Source organism: Herbaspirillum sp. GW103 (assembly GCF_000261365.1).
Taxonomy (GTDB): domain Bacteria; phylum Pseudomonadota; class Gammaproteobacteria; order Burkholderiales; family Burkholderiaceae_D; genus Herbaspirillum.
Map to the genome: position 1 here is coordinate 989773 of NZ_AJVC01000004.1, position 21549 is coordinate 1011321.

The 21549-nt window shown below is 57.3% G+C and carries 15 protein-coding genes; 1 reads left to right on the forward strand and 14 read right to left on the reverse strand.

Translation table 11 applies throughout. The features are described 5' to 3' along the window. A complete protein-coding gene (locus tag GWL_RS16520; RefSeq protein WP_034351042.1) occupies positions 1–807 on the forward strand; it encodes an OmpA family protein in 807 nt (268 codons plus the stop codon). An 82-nt stretch (positions 808–889) separates the two neighbouring features. On the opposite strand, the gene tssA is transcribed toward GWL_RS16520, so the two are convergent. The 14 genes from tssA to tssE form a co-directional block, all read right to left on the reverse strand. Next, positions 890–2017: a type VI secretion system protein TssA gene (gene tssA / locus GWL_RS16525; RefSeq protein ID WP_008332258.1), complete on the reverse strand. Its 1128-nt coding sequence runs from the start codon at positions 2015–2017 to the stop codon at positions 890–892. A gap of 349 nt (positions 2018–2366) precedes the next feature. Next, on the reverse strand, positions 2367–3101 hold the full coding sequence (locus GWL_RS16530) for a hypothetical protein (RefSeq protein WP_034351043.1): 735 nt from the start codon (positions 3099–3101) through the stop codon (positions 2367–2369). Positions 3102–3160: 59 nt separating this feature from the next. Beyond that, positions 3161–3886, reverse strand: a complete 726-nt coding sequence (locus GWL_RS16535; RefSeq protein WP_034351045.1) for a hypothetical protein — start codon at positions 3884–3886, stop codon at positions 3161–3163. Positions 3887–3959: 73 nt separating this feature from the next. Beyond that, entirely contained in the window at positions 3960–4697 is a 738-nt protein-coding gene (locus GWL_RS16540; RefSeq protein ID WP_008332261.1) for a hypothetical protein, read from the reverse strand. Between the two features lie 59 nt (positions 4698–4756). Then, complete coding sequence (locus GWL_RS16545; RefSeq protein ID WP_008332262.1) at positions 4757–5497, reverse strand: hypothetical protein; 741 nt, start codon at positions 5495–5497, stop codon at positions 4757–4759. A 726-nt stretch (positions 5498–6223) separates the two neighbouring features. After that, a complete protein-coding gene (locus tag GWL_RS23935) occupies positions 6224–7039 on the reverse strand; it encodes a DUF6708 domain-containing protein (RefSeq protein WP_237713585.1) in 816 nt (271 codons plus the stop codon). An 87-nt stretch (positions 7040–7126) separates the two neighbouring features. Then, on the reverse strand, positions 7127–8074 hold the full coding sequence (locus GWL_RS16555) for a DUF6708 domain-containing protein (RefSeq protein ID WP_008332265.1): 948 nt from the start codon (positions 8072–8074) through the stop codon (positions 7127–7129). After that, the gene (locus tag GWL_RS16560) at positions 8075–11299 is read right to left on the reverse strand and encodes a T6SS effector BTH_I2691 family protein (RefSeq protein WP_008332266.1); all 3225 of its coding nucleotides are present in this window, start codon (positions 11297–11299) and stop codon (positions 8075–8077) included. Next, positions 11289–12254, reverse strand: coding sequence for a hypothetical protein (locus tag GWL_RS16565; RefSeq protein ID WP_050978131.1), 966 nt, complete (start codon positions 12252–12254; stop codon positions 11289–11291). The genes GWL_RS16560 and GWL_RS16565 overlap by 11 nt, the downstream gene beginning before the upstream one ends. A gap of 41 nt (positions 12255–12295) precedes the next feature. Next, the gene (locus tag GWL_RS16570; protein WP_008332268.1) at positions 12296–15163 is read right to left on the reverse strand and encodes a type VI secretion system Vgr family protein; all 2868 of its coding nucleotides are present in this window, start codon (positions 15161–15163) and stop codon (positions 12296–12298) included. A 95-nt stretch (positions 15164–15258) separates the two neighbouring features. Continuing rightward, entirely contained in the window at positions 15259–17934 is a 2676-nt protein-coding gene (gene tssH, locus GWL_RS16575) for a type VI secretion system ATPase TssH (protein ID WP_008332269.1), read from the reverse strand. 72 nt (positions 17935–18006) lie between these two features. After that, positions 18007–19095 (reverse strand): type VI secretion system baseplate subunit TssG, encoded by a 1089-nt coding sequence (tssG, locus tag GWL_RS16580; RefSeq protein WP_008332271.1) that lies wholly within the window; start codon positions 19093–19095, stop codon positions 18007–18009. Further along, positions 19059–20903 carry a type VI secretion system baseplate subunit TssF gene (gene tssF / locus GWL_RS16585; RefSeq protein WP_008332272.1) on the reverse strand — a complete coding sequence of 615 codons (1845 nt, stop codon included), beginning with the start codon at positions 20901–20903 and terminating at the stop codon, positions 19059–19061. The genes tssG and tssF overlap by 37 nt, the downstream gene beginning before the upstream one ends. Beyond that, entirely contained in the window at positions 20904–21392 is a 489-nt protein-coding gene (tssE, locus tag GWL_RS16590; protein WP_008332273.1) for a type VI secretion system baseplate subunit TssE, read from the reverse strand. Positions 21393–21549 lie beyond the last annotated feature (157 nt).

A 21549-nucleotide genomic window follows, 5' to 3' on the forward strand; every position in this document is an offset into this window, starting at 1 on the left:
TTGAAGACGAACCTTCTTTCCCAAACCCGTCGGCTGGCGCTGTTGAGCATCGCCTCGCTTGCCTGCTCAATCGGCCTGGCGCAGAACGTTGCGCCGCCTGTTGCCACTCCCGCGCCGGGCCAGGTCCTGGTCACCGGAACGGTACCGGACGAAGCCAGCAAGGCCGCGGCCCTGGCGCGTCTGCGTGAAGTCTACGGCGCCGATCGTGTAGTCGACCAGATTGCGGTGGGCCAGGTGGTATTACCGGCCAACTGGAACAGTCACGTGCAGAAACTGATTTCGCCCAATCTCAAGGCGGTCAGCCGAGGTCAGCTGAAGATCGACGGCACCAGCGTCAGCATTTCCGGCGAAGTGGCCAATGAAGCACAGCGACAACAAATCGCCAGCGACATGGCCAGCAGCCTGAATTCTTCCTATACCGTCAACAATGGCTTGCGGGTTTCCACCTCGGAACAGGGCTTGCTGGACAATGTACTGGCCAACCGCGTGGTGTCCTTCGAGAGCGGGCAGGCCACCTTGACGCCTGAAGGCAAGCGCATCCTCGATGAGATCGCTGCCACCATGTTGAGACTCAAAGGACGGCATGTGGAGATCATCGGCAATACCGACAATGAAGGTCTGCGCGCCAGCAACATTTCGCTATCGCTGGCGCGGGCCGATGCGGTCAAAGCCTACCTGAGTGCAAAGGGCGTCGATGAGAGCCTGCTGACTACCTCTGGTCAGGGCCCTGACCGACCGGTCGCCTCCAACAGCACGGCGGAAGGACGCGCCAAGAATCGCCGCATCGAATTCCGCATCGCCAAGTAAGGGCTGGGCGAATCTCGTAAAAGAAAAAAGGAACCGTTTTTTGGCGGTTCCTTTTTGCATTTGAGCTGAGGCCGCTACGGGCTCAATCCTGCGGAGGCGGTTGCAATCCCAGCAGTTCCTCGACATGGGACAGCGCGGCATTGTCCTTGATGACAGTCTTGAGCCAGGCATGCAAGGGCATTTCGCCCCACTGCGCTGCCTTGTCCGCCAGGTGGGCGACCGGGCTGTGCGGCTCGGTGCGTCGGAAGAATTCCGCCACCGCACGCAATTGGGCGATGGCTTCGGCACGGGTACGGATGGGCCCTTGATGCTGGACCTGCGCCGCAACTGCGCTTCCGGGCTCGGTAAATTGGGCGGCCAGGGCGGCGGTGTTCTCGTCTGCGACGACGATTTCCGCGGGTGCCACTGAACGCAGGCCGGTGTCGGCAGCGAAACGCGCGATGGTGTCATGCACCAGCGTGATCGCCTCACGTGCGGCAGAGAAGCCGGGGCCGTCGACGCCCAAACGCTGGTCCACCGACTTTTCGAATTGTTCCAGGCATTGCAGGCAGTATTGGGTATCGGCGAGCATGGCTTCGTAGAAGGCATGTGAGCTGCGTTTGCGTGCCGATTCCATCACTGCCAGCTTGACGCCCTCCTCTGGCTGCCCGCCCTCGTTGGCGATGCGCTCGGCATTGGCGGCGCGCGTGCGTGCACCATCGAAGTCGAGCAGCGAGAAAGCACTGCCACGTCCTTCGGTCAGCGGGATCTCGCGTGACATCTGCACCGAGCGCGACAGCAGCCAGGTGAGGTTGCCGACGCGGCGGTCGTGGTCGCCCTCTTCAGACAGGGGGTAGAGGTGATCCCAGAACTGGTCGAACAGGCCGGCCACCAACAGGAAGCCATCACCCAGCCCGCGCAGCCCGCGCGTCTTGCAGGCGGCTTCGCTGTACCAGACGGCCAGGCGCAGGTCCTTGCTGCGGGTTTCGATGAGCTGGGCACAGCGTTGCTCGACGAAGATCCAGTCGGCTTCCTTGATGTCGGTGACCCATTCGCCCTGGTCCAGGGTCGGATCGTCGAAGCGACGGGCCTCGGCGATGGCGTCCAGATCGGCGGTGAAGGAGAGGTCTTCGCCGCCGGGGTGATTGTCATTGATGGGCTTGAGCAGCGGGTCCACGGCGGAGGTGGGTGGCTTGACGCCGAGCAAGGATTTCAGGGTAGGCAGTTTCATGGTCGATGCGATCCCGATCAGTTATTTTCTTGTCATGATGATCCCCGCTGGTCCTGCGTTTGCTTGCTGGAACTGGCGGGCCTTGGAGCGGGTTGGACAAGGGTTAGGGGCGGGTGTTCGCGGTGGCAGATGAATAAGCGGGAAATTATGAGCCGATTCTCGACCTCGTATGTGGCTCGTACTCTCCAAGCTGATCAGTGTGAGTGGTGCCGTGTGATATCTGTGCAGCGGCAATAATTGAGAATTTGCGAATGCTGCCGCCACGGGAGGCAGACTTCATATGATTGCGGTACTAATTTCAAGGACATGATCGCTGTAATCTCGTTGGGGAAAGCGATCATTCCATCGACTATTGATCTTCTGGGAATAGCTCATGTGGAATGATGTCTTCAGATAACCACTCCCAAGTCACTTCCCTATCGAATGAGCGTGGCATGGGCGCCCCTGCTTCAACATATTCTTTATCGTCGACCAAATCCGCAATTAACCAATAACCAGTTTGCGGACACGTCACTCCTGACTTGATGCGAATCCGACTGGTATCAACATCAGCTATTTTTTCTGCGGATATACACATCCCAGATATCTTTTCAATTCCGTTCTTCAGGCTGACAAAAAAATCCCACGAGGCTAGATTTCTATCGGTGAACGGAGTGAAGTCGGCGAGATAGAGCTGCAGATAATAATTTGAATTGTAGGTAATCGCATGAAGCAAGCCCCCATCCTCGTCTCGCAAAAACATGGTTGAGTATCCGGGCACAAGACTGCCGTCATTCTTTTGCGCCGGGACCAGATCCAATTGCAGGCCGTCTCGCAAATCCTCAAACAGGGCTCCAGCCAGATGGCGGAAAAGTGCAAATTTCTTGTTGTCCGGCGTGACAAACATCAATACACGATCTGCTGTCCAATAGGCGTAGAAGCGCTTTCCTTCTACTTCAATGTACGAACCCCTTATGGGTAGTGCGAAGTGAGCAATGAGATCCGTGTCACTGCCTCTCCATGCAGTATCAACGTACCGCCACAGTCCGGTAGTCGGTTCAAAATCAATGACGTCGCTGCTGGTGTGGTGCTGGCAAATCAACATAAGTATGAACTTGGGTCACTGCGCTCGATCCTGTCGCGGCTACAATCAGACGTGACAGGTTATAAGAAGAATTCTGGAGGAACAATATCAACCGATAGCCATTCCCACACCACATCCCGCCCGAGCGAGCTCGGCATCGGCTTTCCTTCTTCAATTCTTTTCTTGTCGTCGAATAAGTCCGCGACAAGCCAAAATCCTGTCTTGGGGCAGGTTGCTCCTGTGGGTACACGGATACGATCCAGGTCCGGACCGATCAGCTCAGGATTTTCTACGCACTTGCTGGCGATTTCTTCTACGCCACGCATCAATCCCACGAAGAAGTCCCATGTTCCGAGATCGCGATCAACTGATGCAGTGAAATCTCCGAGATAGAGATCAACGAAGAACTGAGCGTGATAGGAGACCTCATGCAATATCTCGTCACGGCTGTTGAGCAGGCGAAAGGTCGAATAGCCTGGAACTGCAGATCCATCCTTCTTTTCGGTGGGGACCAACTCCATATGCAGTCCATCCCTTAGATCTTCAAAAAGAGCCTTTTTCAAGTAACGAAAGAGCTTGTATTCCTTATTCTCGGGTGTGACAAATTTCAAAATTCGATCTGCTGACCAATAAAGGTAATAGCGTTTTCCATCCACCTCGGTGTAGCTACCACGGATTGGCTCGACCACGAATCCCATAATCGACGTATCTGTACCGCCTCGAGATGTCTCTGCGTAATGCCATAGGTAGGTGCCGGGAGCCAGCTCAATCACATCGCCAGCGGTATGGTGGAGGTACAGCAGCATGATTCAGTTCTCTTTGCCTTCCGGACGTGTTTGACCATGAAACAGGATCTCACGATCCGATGGATGTTTGCGGCTATCCTTCGTCCTCGTCCAGGAAAAGTTCTCGAGGAACGATATCCTGAGATATCCATTCCCATGCCACATCACGTCCCATCGATAGAGGCATGATGTCTCCTTGCTCGCACTCGATTTTGTCATCGACAAGATCTGCGACAAGCCAGAAGCCGCTTTTCGGGCAAATTTGGCCAGACTTTGACCTGATGCGTACGACATCCGTTATTGTCTCTGGACACGGTACGCACTTCTTCCTGATTTTTTCCACGCCGTCCTTGAGCGCCACAAAAAAATCCCAAGTCGATAGAGTCCGGTCGGTGAATGGGGTCAGGTCGCTCATGTATAGCTCCAGATAGTACCGTGAGTTATACGATACTTCGTGGAGGATACGGCCATCCTTGTCTGATAGACGAACCGTAGAGTAACCTTGCTTCTCGCTCCCATCATTGTTCTGCGTAGGTGCGATGGCGATCTGCAAGCCATTGCTCAAATCTTCGAAGAGCGCTTCTTTGAGATGTCGAAACAATGGATATGTCTTGTTGTCAGGCGTTATCAAATTCAATATGCGATCTGCCGTCCAATAGAGGTAGTAGCGTTTTTCATTTACCTCGGTGTAGCTTCCTCGAACGGGCAGCGAAAATCGGCCCAGAATTTCCAGGTCGGACGTTCGTTGCTCTTCTTCCAGGTATCGCCAGTGCCCATTTTCCGGATCAAAGTCGATAATTTCGCTACCTGTGTAGTGCTGATAAACAAGCATTGCTATTTTCCTCAACGATCCGCAGGTGCGCTGTGCCGTGGGAGATATCTCGATTTGTTCTAGTCGGTGAAAAGAGCCGCAGGAATCAGTTCACGAGAAATCCATTCCCAATTCACATTGCGACCCTGACTGGAGGGCATCAGCTCGCCTTGTTTGGCCTCTATCCGATAATCCACGGAATCGGCTACCAACCAAAAACCATCTAGGGGACAGCGCTCTCCAGTTCTCGCCCGGATTCTGGATGCAAGCGGACTTTCGTTCTGCTCGCTTGAGCATTTCTTACTTATTTTTTCGACAGCATCTTTGAGCGCAACAAAGAAATCCCATGTTCCAAGATCTCTATCGGTAAAGGGTGTGATATCCATCATGTAGAGCTGAAGATACCGTTGCGAAAAATAAGAAACTTCGTGCAATAACGTACCGGTTTTGTCGTGCATTCGCACTGTTGAATATCCGGGAATAGCACTGCCATCTCTTCTCTCCGCCGGGACAATCTCGAATTTCAGCCCGTCGCGCAGATCTTCAAAACGTGCATCTGAAAGGTGGCGGAACAACGTATATTCGGTCCCATCCGGAAGTCTGAAGAGCAAGATCCGGTCCGCTGTCCAATAAAGGTAATAACGCTTGCCATCGACTTCAGTAAAGCTTCCTCTCACCGGGAGGGTAAACCTTGCCATGATCTCAAGCTCAGGCGTCACTCTCGGCTTTTCTGGATAACGCCATAGCCCGGTCGCTGGGTCGAAATCGATAATGTCGTCTCCGGTCACATGATCAAAGATCAGCATCTTCATTTCCTTCATCTGCTCATCCGGGTTTGCGGTGCCCTTCGCAGTTTTTGAGAGAGCGTACCTCGTTGAGGAAAGCGATCATTCCATCGACTCGCGGCCTACCCGGCCAAACTTGCTGCTGCCGAGGCGACCGCGATTGCCCCTGCTCACGCACCGAGCGCACGGCACGCTCTCGCACCTCAGAGGAAAACTTACTTGATTTCTTGTTCATGGCTCTATTCTCTCAAGAGTTAGAGGAAGCGTAGCGCGACATAATTGCCGCCTGCCCCGTCAGACTGGTCGCCGAATACGCGACGGCAAGCACCCCCATTCTTGTTTGATCTGACTCCGCAAATACAAAGCTCGCACTTAATCTCTCCTTCTGATACGAACTTATCTTCCCGGTCAGTTTTAGTAGTGAACTTTTCGTTTGAATTGATCTACGTAATCTGTCACGGGTAATCCCATAGCAGCTAGCTGTCGCTGATCGCATGGATGTCGGCAAGCGTAGGAAAATCAAAATCGCGACTGACGTCTGCCTGATGGTCGGGTAAATCCTCGTACCAATGTTGATTGGACGGATTAAAACGGGACCGGGTGCTGCTCAGCTATAACTCCTCATGGACAACTGTTCCTGTTAGCCATGACGTTTCTTCGCCATCGAGCCGGTCAATCAGGACTCTTCAGATTCAAAAACGGGCATCTACTGAACCTCAGTTGTCCAAAGAGCGATGTCTCAATTTTTCTCCAACGGCTCCATCAATCCAAGCCTTCAGGCCAGCTTGGCTGTGGAGCACATTTCATTGCAACGTAGTAGCACAGCCCTAACGGCAGCCAGATCCAGAAGAACCAGATCATCAGAAACGCAAGAATCAACTCTACCGCGCCCATATGGCGACGATAGCTCCGCCCTTCTTCTCCCGGAGCGAGATAGGGCATGTAGAAGAACAGGCTATTCAACAAGGAAATCCGTGGCTCACGTACATGTAGGGTCGGCAGATTGGATGGGCCTTGCTCCATGTACCTTCGCACATAGGACCAGATAGTCTGCAAGCCTTGGGTTGCAATGTCGTTGCCTCTGAGGGTGATCCGCTCAAGCACCTCCGTGGTTCCTGGTCGGCAAACTACCAACACCAAGGCGTATCTCACCATATAGACCTTGCCATTGAATCCGGCATGCTTGGTCAACTCGGCCTCGATGTCCGTCCAGTCGAAAGTCTTCAGCAGAAGCTTTCGGCGTGCGAAAGGATTGAGACTGAGGCTGAAATCCTGTACATGAATCTTTCCAGCACGACGGTCAAAACGTACAGGAAGATCACGTGGAATTCGACAGTCCAGCCAGATCAGGAACAGGCTGTAACCGGCCAGTGCAAGATTCTGAATCGTCAAGATCGTTATCACCAATACAGATCTCGGGGGTGTAAAGATAGACGTGAAGACATGTGGCGCGAACCAGCACAGTATCAGCAAGACCACCAGTCCGATAAAAATGAAACCGCCTCGCAGAATGGAGGATGTGTGAGAAATATCCAGTTTATCTTGATCGACACCGATCACATCCTCTTGCAAAGCCATGACAGAAACTTCTTCCTCCGCCATCGCCGCTCGGGGCCGGGAGGTCCTCATACCAGAGGGAATTCGGTGGATTAAACCGCGATGTACTCATGAAAGAATTTTCTTTTTCCCCCGCCGACTCTCTTCATCCACTTCTGCAGGCCAACGCGGCTCTGGAGCACACTTCATTGCAACGTAATGGCAAAGCCCAAGAGGCAGCCAGATCCAGAAAAACCACATCATGACCAGCGCCAGCAGCCAGTCGACTGCACCCATGCGGTTGCGAAACTGGGCGCCTTCCGTCGACGGGTCGAAATAGGGCATATAGGAAAACAAGCTGCGACGCAGAGTTACACCTTGGTGCCGCGGCTGCACTTTCGGTAAATTGACGGTCCCCTCGGCCATATAGCGACGAATGTAACTCCAAAGCACCTCCAAGCCGCGCACGGTCATGTCGTTCCCTTTTAGCGTGAGGCGATCAACCACTTGATCGGTGCCGGGTTGACAGATCACAAGAACCAGCGCATAGCGGACGACATAGGCTTTTCCGTTGTAACCGGACTGCTTGGTAATCTCGGCCTGCACGTCTTGCCAGGAAAATATCTTTAGTTTCGACCGACGGGGTGGAAACGGCATCAGACGAATTGGATAATCATAGGCATAGACCTTGCATTTATCGCGGTCGAAACGCACTGGCATATCACGCGGAATGCTGCAGTCCAGAATCATACCGAAAATGGCGCATATCATCCCCAAAGCAAGCAAACTCCAACTAATGATAGGAAAGATCAGCGCGTCATCTGGCCCGATGCTCGCCGCTACCAGGTGCATCACTACCCAAGAGAAGAACACAAGCATTACGGTGCCCACCATCAGCAAACCGCCCCGGATCACATTGCCCGCGCGCGACACTTCCAGATAGCTTTCGCTGATTGCATTGATATCGTCAGCGAGCGTAGGGGACTCTATATCGCGACCGAAGTCTGCCTGATGGTCGGGTAAATCCTCGTACCAATGTTGATTGGGCGGATTAAAACGGGACCGGGTGCGGCTCATCTACAATTCCTCGTTGACAACTGTTCCTGTTAGGCATGACGGTTCTCCACTGTCCGGCCAGTAATTAACCTGTAGGCTGGTTTCCTCAAATTCCGCCGTATCAATGTTAGCGTAGCCCAGTTGCACTGCCGCCGCGACACTCCCTTTATCATCGAAGGTCAGTGTTGGCTGGTAAAGATCTACGCTCTGCAAAGTTTTAAGATTGCTCTTGTTGAGATTCCCAGCCGCCACGCTGGCAAGCTTCCACGGCGTAGATCCATATTTCCCGCTTGCGATAAGTACTGTGCCGTACTTTTTGTGCCTGGCGTACCAGGCCCATTCATAGGCCGACTTTTCTATGTCAAACATTCCAAAGCTAATCTTCAGTTTGACATTATCATCCGAGTGCCCGTCAAAATCGACCATGCCACCCCATGTGCGTGTAATGAAACTGCGAGAGCCTAGCTCTACACGTAGGCCAATGACAATGGAGTTTAGTTCAGCCACCTCGATGGAGAATTCGGCGTCGCTCCATTTTCCCCTTTTGTTCCGATTGATTCCAAAGTAACAGCGGTCGGCCCACATTTCCGCCTGTGTTGATTCCGCGTTCATCGCATACCAGATCGATCCTATACCCAGACCAACTAGCAGTAGCGCAAGACCGATCGGACCCAGTAGCGCGCTGGAACCGATTGCTACTGCATAGCTGCTGACAAAAGCACTCACACCGAACAAGACGGCCGCAGCATAGTATGCGTTGCGGGCGTTCGAGTCACCGCGCGATCCAGCCCGATTTCCCGCAAATACCGACTGAATGGCATCAACAAGGCAAGAAGCGGCCCCGATGAATCCAGCGAGCTTAGCGAGCGCCTTGCCCACCAATTCCTTTCCCACCGTCTTGAACAATACACCTACCGTTTCAATGGTTGCCGCCACGAGGCCCAAACCCGCCGACAACAACGCCAGTTGCGCCTCCTGACCATCCGCGCCAAGTTTTTCCTTCACATCCTTGACGGAGGACTTGAAGGCCCAAGCTTGGAAGAACATCGCCCCTACTCCTAGCAGAGGCTCTCCAATCTCAGCGATCTTCAAGTTCTTGCTCAGCATGTCGCGCACAAGATTCTTTGCCTGCATTGCATTGAGCTCCAGCTTCTGACCCAGGCTGCGCAGTTCCTGATTGGCGGTGTTGCTGATGATGATGCTGGAGATCGACAAGGCCCGTGCCGCACCTAGTGTGCCCTCCTTACCTTCGAGCATTGCCTTAGCCAATGTCGACTTGACGGTCGCTGCCCTGTCAAAAGACCAGATGATGATATCGATGGTCTTGTCCCTGACCGCCGGATTACTAATGTTGAGCAGCCCGCCGAATACCAGCGAACCAACGTCCTTACGTAACTTGTTACCTAGTTTAAAAGCAACTTCTGATATCAAACGCTGATACTCGCCGACGGTAAGGGAAACTTTGATGAAGATGGGTTCAACATCTTCATATAAGGTCATGGCGGCTTGTATGGCACGATGGGCGATGAGCGCGGCCTGTGCGGTAATCTGGACCTCCAACCGGCTGATCGATGCTGACAGAGCGAGAGCCACCTGGGCCAGATCATCCTTGGCGGAAAGCGTGAGCTCCTTCACCCGTTTTTTAACTTCACCACTCTCTTCCGAGGCGACGATATTCTTGGCAAAGTCGTACAACTTGTCGCCTTTGTTCAGTTCCCCGTCAGCTGGTACAAGATAAGCAAGGATATCCTTACGATTGCCGAACAGAACCGGATATACAGGCAAGCTAGGATCGTCCACCCTTCCCACCAGCCAGGTCTTCCAAACCGCCTGCGTGTACTGTTCTTCGCCACAACCGCCCGCCAGGCACGGCGCATAGTTCTGCACCAAAGCACGGTAGTCACTACCAAAGCTCGTGCGATAGTCCCTAAGATGATTGGTCCAGGCACTGTCCTGTGCCCATGCGGCCCAATCCGCTGATTGCAGTTCAATCTGCTCATTGAACAGCTTCATGCCAGCTTCGTACCGCTTATCGAAGTCGGCGCGATTCGGTTCACTGTAGCGCTCGGCGATACGTCGCCAAGCGACCTGAGCATCTTGGCTCGCCCTTTCCTTTCGAGTGGTGGTAATGGTAGATGTGCCGCCCAAACCCAGCATAGGATCGGAATAGCCTATCGTTTCGGTCTGCTGGTCAGGCAGGTTCTTTTTCTTCTCATCCATAGTCCTCACGACTAGTGCGGTCCTCTCGAAGTAGTCCTTCAAGCCGAGAATAGATTTCGAAATGAGCAACGGACGCATCACTTTATCGGTGAAATTCTGGCGGGCCTTGATGAAATACAGACGTGTCGTATTGAGCTCTTGTACCATCCCTACAGGATCGGCCAAGGCGACGGCTGCGATCTTGCGTGTTGCGCCAAACTGCTTTGACGTCTTCTGCGAATAGGCTTTAACGTGGCTGCCGAGTGCAGTCAGGTGCCCGGCACGCGAAAAGTTCCCATGTAGGCTTTCCCACAGAAACTGTTGTTTCACCGTTTTCTCTGCTGACAACACCTCAGCGAAATAGGTACGCCGTAGTTTGTATTCCTTGTCATCCAGTGCATACTCTTCCGTAAAGTTATGTAGTTCGATCGCCGTTTCACTGAGCTCCAAAGCATGCTCGTGCTGCCCCGGATTAGCCGCCAAAGCGCTGCAGTCTACCCGCTGCATACGTGCGTCTGGCTTGGCCTCGAAAGCCTCACGCACCTCTTTCCGCCACACAATGTCGGCAAACCCGATCCATACTTTTTTATAACGTTCTGGGATATTGATGAAACTCGCGGGGATATTGTGGCCGTCCCGCTTGCACGCCTCAGTCAAGGGACGATCGGCCTTTGCGTCCGGATCATCCGGATTCTTCATCAAACGCAGATAGCCGTCCTCAGTCACCGCATACGTTTGCCAGTGGCCTTTCACTCCTAGGTAAACATGAACATACCCTTTGCGTAGCACCCGCAGGGTGTATCGGTTTCCTTTGAGCGGTTGCGCAGAGAACTTTTCCATCTGCGGCAATGAAAGCAGATTCGTGTTCAATGTAGTGACATAGGCCGGCTTGACCGCATAGCGTAATGGGAGAATCGGATAGCCAGTGCGCTGGCAGAAACTGCACTGACCGTTGCTGCCGAGAGCGCATTTCTGGGCGCTATCGGCATTGGCGCGCATCTTAGCTGCGCCGGTGGCTGATTTAACTTGCGTGACATCAGTGTCCATCAGAATCTCCAAATAGCGTTGGCCCGGCCTCGCGTGTGGCAGCGATCTCTTCCAGTGTGTCGTCAGTCAGCCTGCACATCAGTTCACTCAAGGTCTGTTCTCCTTGCAGCGCCTGCCTGATAGCAGTCGCTGCGGCGGGATGGCTTGACCAAGCGCGTGAAAATGAAAAATCATTGAGCGCGAAGAACACCAGATCTTCTGTGCGCTGCAATCCCAGCGCAGCGGCCCGCTGCAGGGATGAGTCGATGGTAGTTTCGGGGTAGACAGGCAACATGTGACCAGCATCCGCCATCGCCACGGCGACCACTCGTGCATTCGCTACCCGCTGCTGCGCCTGCCAGTGGCGCTGGCTGAGGTGATCCTTGCCTGGGACACCATCGGCCAAATCACTGGCAGCGAGACTCCGGAGGTCTCCTTTCATATCGAGCCACATCCAGTGACTGACCGGCCCGATCCAGTGCCGCAGGAAACTTTCACGTCCTGCATCAGCAATCAGCGAAAGACGATGAGGCTCAAACAACGGCAGCACGCGACGACATCCACGCGTCACGTCGAATAACTCGCACGCGGGAGCCAGATGTTTGGCGACTTGATGAGCAGGACTTTCCGACACCAGCCATCCACAGACATAACTGCCGTTGATACTATCGCGCCGGTACCAAGCATGAGCGATGCTCAAATCCAGCAGCGCCTCGTCGGGGTACCCCCGATCACCAGGGGAATACAAGGTCACCAAGGCGGGGCAAATCGCTGGGTCGTGAGCAAAGTCGGCACGCGGCACCAGAACGGCCTCTGCAGGGATATCGCGTTTTTTCAGTCGCGTGATATGCAATTCATCGTCGTCAGCGCAAGGGTGATTCCCATCAAGGAGCAAGTGGACATAGCTCCCCGGATTGACTTCGCGCAATTGAAACAAGACGGCACGCAGTTGTTCATTGATTTGTAATTGGCCCATGATGAGATTCTTCTTCCACCATTCATCGGATTCGAGTTCCGTCAGACACCAGTCTTGTACTCACAGTCTGCTAACGGTCCAGGTACAGGCAAACTAGCACTGGAGCCAGAGCTTGCCGGCCCCGTCAACTCCTTTGCACTCGCCTTGAACTCCATCGCCCCCGGCCCATGCACCTCGATATTGCCGCCCTCCAGTTTCAGCCACGCACCCTGCGCACTGAACTGCACATGCTGCTTTCCCGTGATCTGCACATCCTGCCCCACGCTGGCCACCGTCACCTGCTTCGCCGCCGTCATGAGCGTCTTGCCAGCCTGGCTCTGCACGATGACCTTGCCCGACGCCGCATGCAGGGCCATGCCGACATCCTGAACCGGCTTGCTGGCATCACTGGCCTTGCCATAGGTGAAGAGACTGATGCCCGATTTGGCCAGATGATGCAGATTGCCTTGCGCAATCTGGTTGATGTCCTTGCCGGCCGTGACGCTGCTGGTCACACCCGCAGCCAGGATAGCGCTGGCCGGAGTGGCCGCAGCGATACCGGCCGGACTGGAGAGCTGCAACTGCGGTGCGCTGAAAGCCGTCGCGGCACTTGAGCCTGCTTCACCGCCATCGTCACCACCACTGCTGCCTGCCGAAGCCGTGGCACTCGCCTTGAGCACCTCGACGGACTCCGCCAAGGACTCCACGGCGGGCAATTTTCCCGCTTCGGTCTCGCCCTCGAATTTGGCATTGTGTTTCTGCGCGGTCTCGGCCAGTTGCTTCTGCTTCTCGACACTGTCGGACAGCTGCGAGAGCGCCCCCCGTACATCCAGCTGCGCCCCCGAACCCTTCTCCGTAGAGAGCAACAATCCCTGCCCTCCACGTACGGCTACACTGTAGCGAGTCTTCAGCTCGAAGCCCTGACCGGTGGTGGCCAGCCGCTGATTGTCGGTCTGCTGGCGCAGCAAGCCCAGGTTCAGTTCGCTGGCCCCGTCATGGCTATCCGCGTGCTGTTGCAGCGAGGCGCGCGACTGACCGGGAGTATCGTCAAACACCAACTGGTTGTACGCGCCACCTCCACTCTGGCTGGTACCCAATGCCTGGGTCTTGATACCGGAGAGCACCGCCGCATGCTGATGTCCTTCGGCGTCACCTGGGAACCATGCGGGCGCATTGCCGGTGGCTGCTCCCGCACCCTGCCCGGCCTGGTTGCCCTGGGCATTGTCCTGGCCACGGCCGTTGTACAAGGTACCAATGACCACGGGGCGGTCGATGTCACCTTCGATAAAGTCGATCAGCACTTCCTGCCCCACACGCGGTACTGCCTGACCGCCCCAATTGGCACCCGCCGTGGGAGCAATGCCCGCCAGCACGCGTACCCAGGTGCCGGATTGTTCATTGGCAGGCGCGCCGACGTGACCATCCGGCGCCGGCGAGCTCAGGCCGCTATGGCTACGTTCGCCGCGCTGCCAGTGGAATTGCACGCGGATGCGGTTGTCGCGATCAGTGTGCACCGCTTGTCCCTGGGCCCCGACGACCACCGCTGTCTGCTGGCCGCTGGCCACCGGCTTTGGATGGAGGAGCTTGCCATCGGCATCGGTTACCAAGGGGCGATACGGTACCTTGCTGCGGATCGCCTCGAAACGGTTGCGGTAGACCGGCCGAGCTTCCCCGCGAGCAGGCTGCAAGGCCGCATCCAGCAGGGAACTCGTGACTGCGTCCTGGTCGAGCGTGGCTTCGCCCAGCAAGCGCATGGCCTCTGCCTTGAGATCGGCGTTCAGGTTGTTGTGCGCCTGATGGACCACACGCAGGAGCACGAAGTGATCCTCCGCGCCGCCAACATGGTCGTAATGACCGGTGAGCGTGAACGTTGTCGCAGGAGTCAGGCTGCGCACGGTGCCCGTACCGGTGAAGATTTCATTGCGCGCTTCGATGGCCTGTAGCTGGTTGCGTGCCTGGCGCTCAGCCTGCGCGCGATTCTCGTTGGCGTAGACGCCGGGCGCATCGCGCAGGGTCAGTAACAGCCCGCCCGGCGTTTCGCCCTGGCTGCCGTTGGCGTGGTCGCCGCCACTGCTCGTGCTGCTGGCCTCCCTGACTGCGGCCTGGCGATAATCCCAGGTGAGGATTTCAACTGCATTGCTCTGCCAGCGGCGCACGCTGCGCCAGCGATCGATGCTGTCCTGCGGCATCACCGCGCCCGGCTGGCTGAAGGCGATCCGTTCGCGTGCATTGGGCTTGAAGCTGCCGTTGTGGTCGGCAATCACCACGGTATGCGTACCCAGGCTGGCGCTGCTTGCATCGCCCTTGTGCTCGATGGTGTAGAACAGGCCTTCCTCGGCCAGCAGCCGGTTGACGAAGGCCAAGTCGGTTTCCTGGTACTGCGTCGCCAGACTGCGCCTGGCGTAGACCGAGGCATCCTGCAAGTCCAGTCGCCAGGCCGGTTGCAGCCTGCCTTGGCCCTGATAGTCGCGAAAGACGGAGTCAATGATCTCCGGCACCGTCATGTCCTGGAATACCGCACTGTCGCGGCGATGCCGCAGGAAGGCCAGCCAGGGTTCGATGGTGAGCACGTATCGGGCCATGCCGCCGTTGGCGCCCTCCATCCTGCAATCGGTGACATGGCCATGGAAGGCGCGCGGTGCGCCATCGGTGTCCAGTTCGACAAGCACCGCCTGCCCCAGCAGCTTGCGCAGGGAAATTCCGGCGTTCAGGCTGAGGCAAGACAACTGCAGGCGATAACCGGCAATGGCCCGGTCAACCTCGGGGATGTCATTTCCGTCGTGGAAGGCACTGATTTCTTCGACGGCCTGCAGCTTCTCGGCCATCAGCGTATCTGCGCCCAGGTCCGCACCCGCTGGCAGGTGCAGCCGCATCACACGCGTGGATTGATTCCACGCACCGGCCAGGGCGGCGCTAGCTGAGGCGATCATGGCTGCCTCACGTCTGGCCGGATTGCGTCACTGGCGGAACTGGCTGCATGAAGGAATGGAGATGAACACGGCATGGTCTTGGTCACTTCGCGAGCTTACTGGATGGTGTACTTGAAATCGCCCTTCTTGCTGGCCGATACCTTGATGCGGGCGATGCCCTGGCCTTCGGCCATGCGCGCCAGCACGCTTTCGGCGATCTCCGGCAACAGGCTGCCGTTGAGGATGTTGTCCACATTGCGAGCGCCGGAGTCGACCTCGGTACAGCGTGCCAGTACGGCCTCGACCAGGGCCTTGTCGTAGCTGAACTCGGCCTTGTGGTTCTCGGCGATCCGCTTGGCAATGCGGGCCAGTTTGAGCTTGATGATTTCCACCAGCACTTCGTCGGCGATCGGGTAATAGGGAATCACCTTGAGGCGTCCCAGGAAAGCGGGCTTGAAGGCCTTCACCAATTGTGGACGGATCAGCGCGTCGAGTTCATCGGGGGTCGGCAATTCTTCAACCGTCTTGTTCAGGCAAGCCTGCATCATCTGGGAGGAGGCGACATTGCTGGTGAGGATGATGATGGTGTTCTTGAAGTCGATCTCGCGCCCTTCGCCATCATCCATGACTCCCTTGTCGAAGACCTGGAAGAACAGCTCCAGTACATCCGGGTGAGCCTTCTCGACCTCGTCGAGCAAGACCACGCTATACGGATTGCGCCGCACCGCCTCGGTCAGCACGCCCCCTTCACCATAGCCGACATAGCCCGGCGGCGAGCCCTTGAGGCCGGAGACAGTGTGGGCCTCCTGGTACTCGCTCATGTTGATGGTGATGAGCTTGCGCTCGCCACCGTAGAGCACGTCGGCCAGGGCGAGCGCCGTCTCGGTCTTGCCGACACCGGACGGCCCCACGAACAGGAACACCCCCTTGGGCTTGCCGGGATCATCCAGGTTGGCCCGCGAGGTGCGCACGCGCTGCGCCACGGCGGAAGTTGCCTGCGGCTGCCCCAGCACGCGTTCGCGCAGCAGGGCATCCAGGCCCAGCACGGTCTTGATCTCGTCCTTGACCATCTTGCCCAGCGGGATGCCGGTCCAGCCGGCCACGATCTCGGCGACCACATGGCCATCCACCTGGACAGGGACCATCGGCGTTTCGCCCTGATGCTGCTTCAACTCTTCCAGCAACTGCTTCAGTTCGGCATGTGCAGCGTCGGCCTTGCCGGCGGCACTGCCTTCCTTGTTGGCATCTTCGAGTGCGGCGCGCACCTGCTGGATGCTTTCATTCAAGCCGCGCTCGTGCTCCCAGCGTGTTTGTAGTTCGCCCTGTTCAGCCAGGGCACTGGCGTGCTGCGCCTGCAGGTCGACCAGCCGCGCCTGGTGTTCCGAGCCGCTGGCAGTTTCGCGCTGGAGCGCGGCAATCTCCGCATCCAGCCGCTCAAGCCGCCGCGTGACGCCCTCCAGCAGCGCGGGCGTGGCGTTCTGTCCCAACGCCACTTTGGCACAAGCCGTATCCAGCACGCTGATGGCCTTGTCCGGCAGCTGGCGGCCGCTGATGTAGCGGTGCGAGAGCCGGACAGCCTCGGTGATGGCTTCGTCATAGACGCGTACGCCAAAATGCTTTTCCATGAGCGGTGCCATGGCGCGCAGCATGGCGCACGCCACTTCCTCAGTCGGTTCCTCGACCTTGATCACCTGGAATCGCCGGGCCAGCGCAGCATCTTTCTCGAAATACTTCTTGTATTCACTCCATGTGGTAGCGGCGATGGTACGCAACTCACCACGCGCCAGGGCGGGCTTGAGCAGATTGGCGGCATCGTTCTGTCCGGCCTGGCCACCGGCACCGATCATGGTGTGCGCCTCATCGATGAAGAGGATGATGGGGTGCGGACTTTTCTTGACTTCGTCGATCACGTTCTTGAGGCGACTCTCGAACTCGCCCTTGACGCTGGCGCCGGCCTGTAGCAAGCCCATGTCCAGCGTATGAATCTCCACGCCCTGCAAGGGTTGCGGCACATCCCCCTGGACAATGCGCAGGGCCAGGCCCTCGACCACGGCAGTCTTGCCGACGCCGGCCTCGCCGGTCAGGATGGGATTGTTCTGGCGACGGCGTAGCAGGATATCGACGGCCTGGCGGATTTCCGCATCGCGCCCGATGACCGGATCGATCTTGCCGTCGCGGGCGCGTTGGGTCAACTGGGTGGTGTACTGGTCCAGCGCCGGCGTTTTGCTGGCGCCGCGCTGCTTGAGTTCTCCCACGGGGTCGCCGCCAGTCATCTCGTCATCGCCAACCTCACCACCGGTGTCTGCCGTCGCCGGGGCCTCCACCGATCCTTCGGTGAGCCTGTGCAAATCATGCTTGAGTTCATCGACCTTGAATCTGGCAAAGAGCTTGGAGCCGCGATAGGCCAGTTGCGACAACTCGCTCTGGGTCAGCAACGCCAGCAGCAGATGGCCACTGCGGATGGCGGAATTGCCGCCGTCCAGCGAAGCGATCAGCCAGCCATGCTCGAACAGCGTCTGCAGATGGGGAGACAGCACAGGTGTGCGCGTGTTGCCATTCTTGAAGGTGCCGATCTCGCGTTCCAGATCGGCTTGCAGGCTGTCGACGCTGATGCCGCTGTGACGTGCAAGAAGGCTGAAGTCGGATTGTGGCTGTTCCAGCAGGGCCAGGAACAGGTGTTCCAGATCCACTTCATACTGGCCGCGGGACATGCACAGCGTGGCCGCACGCTCGGTGGCCAGGCGCGCGGTGTCGTTGAGCTTGCTGATCAGGGATTTGAGGTTGATGCCCATGCTGCGTTTCCTTCCTGCTGGTAGTGGCGACGGTCGTGGCGGCCGTCTCGGTTTTTGTGGTTTTTCTTCACATCACTGAACTGCAATTTCGTAACGGATATCGGCACGGTCCCGTGTTTCGGGCACGGTAGCGATGAAGGTGTCCCAGCCCAGGCGTCCTCCTTCACTTGTGCCTGCAAGCGCCATCCCATGGACGTCCTGCGCACGCAGCACCAGCTGCACTTCATATTCCAGGGTGGCTCCGGTGAACATGCCCAACATGCGCGCCAGTGCCAGAGAGGCCTTCTTGCCAGGCAAAAACTGTTCGAAGTCCTTCATCGCCAGCGGGCCGATACGCAGCCGCATGCGCAGGTCGCGCTGCCAGACACGTTCACCAGCCATGGCCGTGCCCAGAGCGGAATTGGTCGAGCCCAACATGGTCTGGTGTTCGCGCGGCACCTTGTACCAGTAGCCGACGAACTGCTCGATCTGCAGCGGTACCGAAAAATATTCGCCCAACACCTTCTGCATGTAGGGTGCCGAGGCCGGACGGTGGCGGAAGGCACCGGCGAAATGCGCCAGCGACTCGTCACGTACGCCGTTGCCATGACGATCCTGCAGGCGCTCGCGCAAGGAACGGAAGCCAAGCCCCGAGAGGGCCAACAGCAAAGGCAGGAAGGCGTCACGCCGACCCGCCTCATATTGAAAGGCCAGGCGATACTTGGTCCACGCCTGGTAGAACAAGGCCAGCGACCTGGTGGAGAAGGCATCCAGAAAGGCCCTCGGGCCTTCATCGCGCTGCTCGATCTGATGACGCGCGATGCGCTCGGTGTAATGGGCCGGAAGAGAACCACTGCCGCCCAGAAAGCCCATGAAGGTAGGCGTCAGCCGGACATACTTCATCTGGCCGCTGCGTAGCGCCTGCTCCATGTCGCTGACCGAGACCGATGCCTCCTGGCGCGGTGGGTAGGTGTCGATGCCCTCGATTTCGCTGGCAGGAAATCCTAGTACCGTGCGATTGGCAAAGCGAAGGAAATCGCTGACCGCACGTTCATGCGGAACGCCGTTGCGCTTGAACCAGAGTTCAATCATGCGCACGGCCTGGAAAAACTGGAAGCGGTGAGGAGCGGCAAACAGCCGCTCGATCACGCTAGGTTCAAATCTCCGCTGCGTGGCCTGCATTTGAGCAGTTCCTCCCCGGTTCTTTTGGATATCACGATCAACTGCGAGAAGCTGTTGGCGTGGACGTACAAGCCCATGAAGCGATCGATCACGCTGGCGAAGGCGTGCAGTCCGCTGCCCACAAAGCCCTCCTCGTCAACGGTCAATCTGACCTCGATGCCCCGCACCAGGCTGGCGAAGGGATTACCCGGCAACCACGCCGTAGTGGCTTTGTGCTCGATGGCGGCGATAGCACTGATCTGGCGTTGAGAAATGGGTGAATTGGATTGGTCGTAGAGCGTCAGCATCTCCTGGAAGGCTTCCAGCCCGCCGCGCATGAGGGACAGATGGTTCAGCGAAAGATGCGAGATCAAACGCCATTGCGCTCCGCGCCCTCGCTCGAAGCGCGAAGGCAGGGTCGGCTTGCGCAACAGAGCGGCCGTGCGGGTGACGCCACCACCCTCCATGCTGAGGTCGCCACCGGGCAGCCCGTAGGTGAGCAGCGCCGGAAGATCGCGGTTGGTGCAGGTCAGGTCAATGCTCAGGGTATCGGTTTCGACCTTGGCCGGATTGAAATCGATATCGACGATGGAGATTTCGGTTTCATAGCCCGGACTCTTCAGGGCGACCAGTTCATCGCGACGCATTGCCCAGTAATGGCCATCCGTTTCGGGGGCCTGTCCATGGCGCAGCGAATAGAAGGGACGGAACTGCGTGACTGACTCCCCCTGGGGCGTCTGCCGCACCAGCTGTACCGAATCGATCGAATAGACTTCGTATCCGAAGGCGCGCCGCCCGTCAGGGAGTACCGGATAGGTGGCACCCGCGTGCGTGAGGCGGATCGGATCACCGCGCTGACTGAACAAGTTGATGACCGGTGTGCAGCCCAAGAGCAGATTGGCCGCACTGACACCACCGAGCTGGCGGGCGATGTGCGAATCGGCACGCAGGCCGGACAGGCCCAGGTGCAAGGTGAAGCTTTTGGCCCCCGCAGGCAGGATGGCGAGGATGGCCGACAGATCGATATCGAAGAAATTGAATTTCTCCGGGAAGGCAAAATACTCCGTCAGCAAGCGATAGGCTGGATGCGACTGCGAGGGGAAATCGATCAGTGCATCCTCTTCGGCAAACCCGACCTCGGCCAGAGGCAGCTTGCGCAGGGCAGTCCAACGGCCACTGCGCGGCAATTCGACCCAGGCCGCCGTGCTGCGGATGAAGAGACTGTCACGCAGGGCCGCGCAGAATGAAGCCTCGCCATCGATGAAGACCCGCAGTGAAGCAAGACCCAGCTTGGCCAGCGCCAGCGACTCCGCCGTCGTCTCGATGGTGATGGACAGCGATGAGCTCACCGAAGTCGGCAATACCACGGCCTCGGGCGCATCGATGATGGGCGAGAAGACTGCCTGCGACAGACGGATCGGAGCGACCGGAATATCGTAGGCCGTCTGGAAGCGGCAGACCACGCCCTTGACGGGGCGGGTGGCCAGCGACGTGCCACGCGGGATCACGGTGGCATTGGTCAGCTGCGCGGCCGACGCCGCGTAATCCATGTGCGCGATCGAGCAGGAGGGAAAAGGACGCAGGTAATGCGGATAAAGGACCTCGAACAAGGCCTCGGTGAATTCGGGATAGTCATCATCGAGCCGCTTGGACACGCGCGCATTGAGCAACGCATAGGACTGGATCATGCGCTCGATGTGCGGATCCTCGCAGATCTCGCCGGCCATCAGCAGGCTGCCCGCGATCTTGGGATAGCGCTCGGAGAACTCGCGGGAATAGCGCCGCAGGAAGCTCAGCTCGCGCTCGTAATAAGGTAGCAGCTCTTGCACTTAAACTCCTATGCGGGTCGTTCGCGACTTGCTGATGGAATATTGCAGGGTCGACGGCTGCAGTACGGCATCGAAATTGACAGTCTCGCGCGCAGCGTTGACCACCAGCAATGCGCTGATGGCAAAGTTGAGACGGTTGATCGAACCCTCCTGGATTTCCAGCGTGGCTTTCACATTGCGCAGCCGCGGCTCGTGCCGAGAGATCGCTTCTTCCAGGGAGTGACAGATCGCGGTACGGTCATCGAGACTGGCCAGACTCATCCCGGCGAAATCATTGAGGCCGTAGGCGATGATGGAGTTGCTGCACTCCGGATATTGCTGGAGCAATTCCTCAGACACCACCGAGCGCGTGTTGAGCATCGCCTCCAGGTCCCGTGCCACCACATCCTTGAGCTCTTCTATCGACAGACGGCTGACGACAGGACTGACGGCGGAACGGGGTCCGTCATTCATCAGCTTGTCAAACAGGCTGGGCGCGAAGCCTTTCATCTGCGTTTCCCCCGTCTGGTGATCGGATGATCGAATGGTTATTGCTTGGATCGCACGACATTGAAGTCGGCATAACAGGCGTTGAAAGCGGAAGTCCGCCGGAAGACCGGCGGACGTCGTACAGCTTCATGAATGTCTGTTCTTTTGACGACAGCTC

Excerpts from the sequence above, each read along its gene's own strand:
- tssH (WP_008332269.1), bottom strand. The coding sequence starts at position 17,934 with ATGGGCATCAACCTCAAATCCCTGATCAGCAAGCTCAACGACACCGCG.
- GWL_RS16565 (WP_050978131.1), bottom strand. The coding sequence starts at position 12,254 with ATGGGCCAATTACAAATCAATGAACAACTGCGTGCCGTCTTGTTTCAA.
- GWL_RS16570 (WP_008332268.1), bottom strand. The coding sequence starts at position 15,163 with ATGATCGCCTCAGCTAGCGCCGCCCTGGCCGGTGCGTGGAATCAATCC.
- GWL_RS16530 (WP_034351043.1), bottom strand. The coding sequence starts at position 3,101 with ATGTTGATTTGCCAGCACCACACCAGCAGCGACGTCATTGATTTTGAA.
- tssE (WP_008332273.1), bottom strand. The coding sequence starts at position 21,392 with ATGAAAGGCTTCGCGCCCAGCCTGTTTGACAAGCTGATGAATGACGGA.
- tssA (WP_008332258.1), bottom strand. The coding sequence starts at position 2,017 with ATGAAACTGCCTACCCTGAAATCCTTGCTCGGCGTCAAGCCACCCACC.
- GWL_RS16535 (WP_034351045.1), bottom strand. The coding sequence starts at position 3,886 with ATGCTGCTGTACCTCCACCATACCGCTGGCGATGTGATTGAGCTGGCT.
- GWL_RS23935 (WP_237713585.1), bottom strand. The coding sequence starts at position 7,039 with ATGGCTTTGCAAGAGGATGTGATCGGTGTCGATCAAGATAAACTGGAT.
- GWL_RS16540 (WP_008332261.1), bottom strand. The coding sequence starts at position 4,697 with ATGCTTGTTTATCAGCACTACACAGGTAGCGAAATTATCGACTTTGAT.
- GWL_RS16545 (WP_008332262.1), bottom strand. The coding sequence starts at position 5,497 with ATGAAGGAAATGAAGATGCTGATCTTTGATCATGTGACCGGAGACGAC.
- GWL_RS16560 (WP_008332266.1), bottom strand. The coding sequence starts at position 11,299 with ATGGACACTGATGTCACGCAAGTTAAATCAGCCACCGGCGCAGCTAAG.
- tssG (WP_008332271.1), bottom strand. The coding sequence starts at position 19,095 with ATGCAGGCCACGCAGCGGAGATTTGAACCTAGCGTGATCGAGCGGCTG.
- GWL_RS16555 (WP_008332265.1), bottom strand. The coding sequence starts at position 8,074 with ATGAGCCGCACCCGGTCCCGTTTTAATCCGCCCAATCAACATTGGTAC.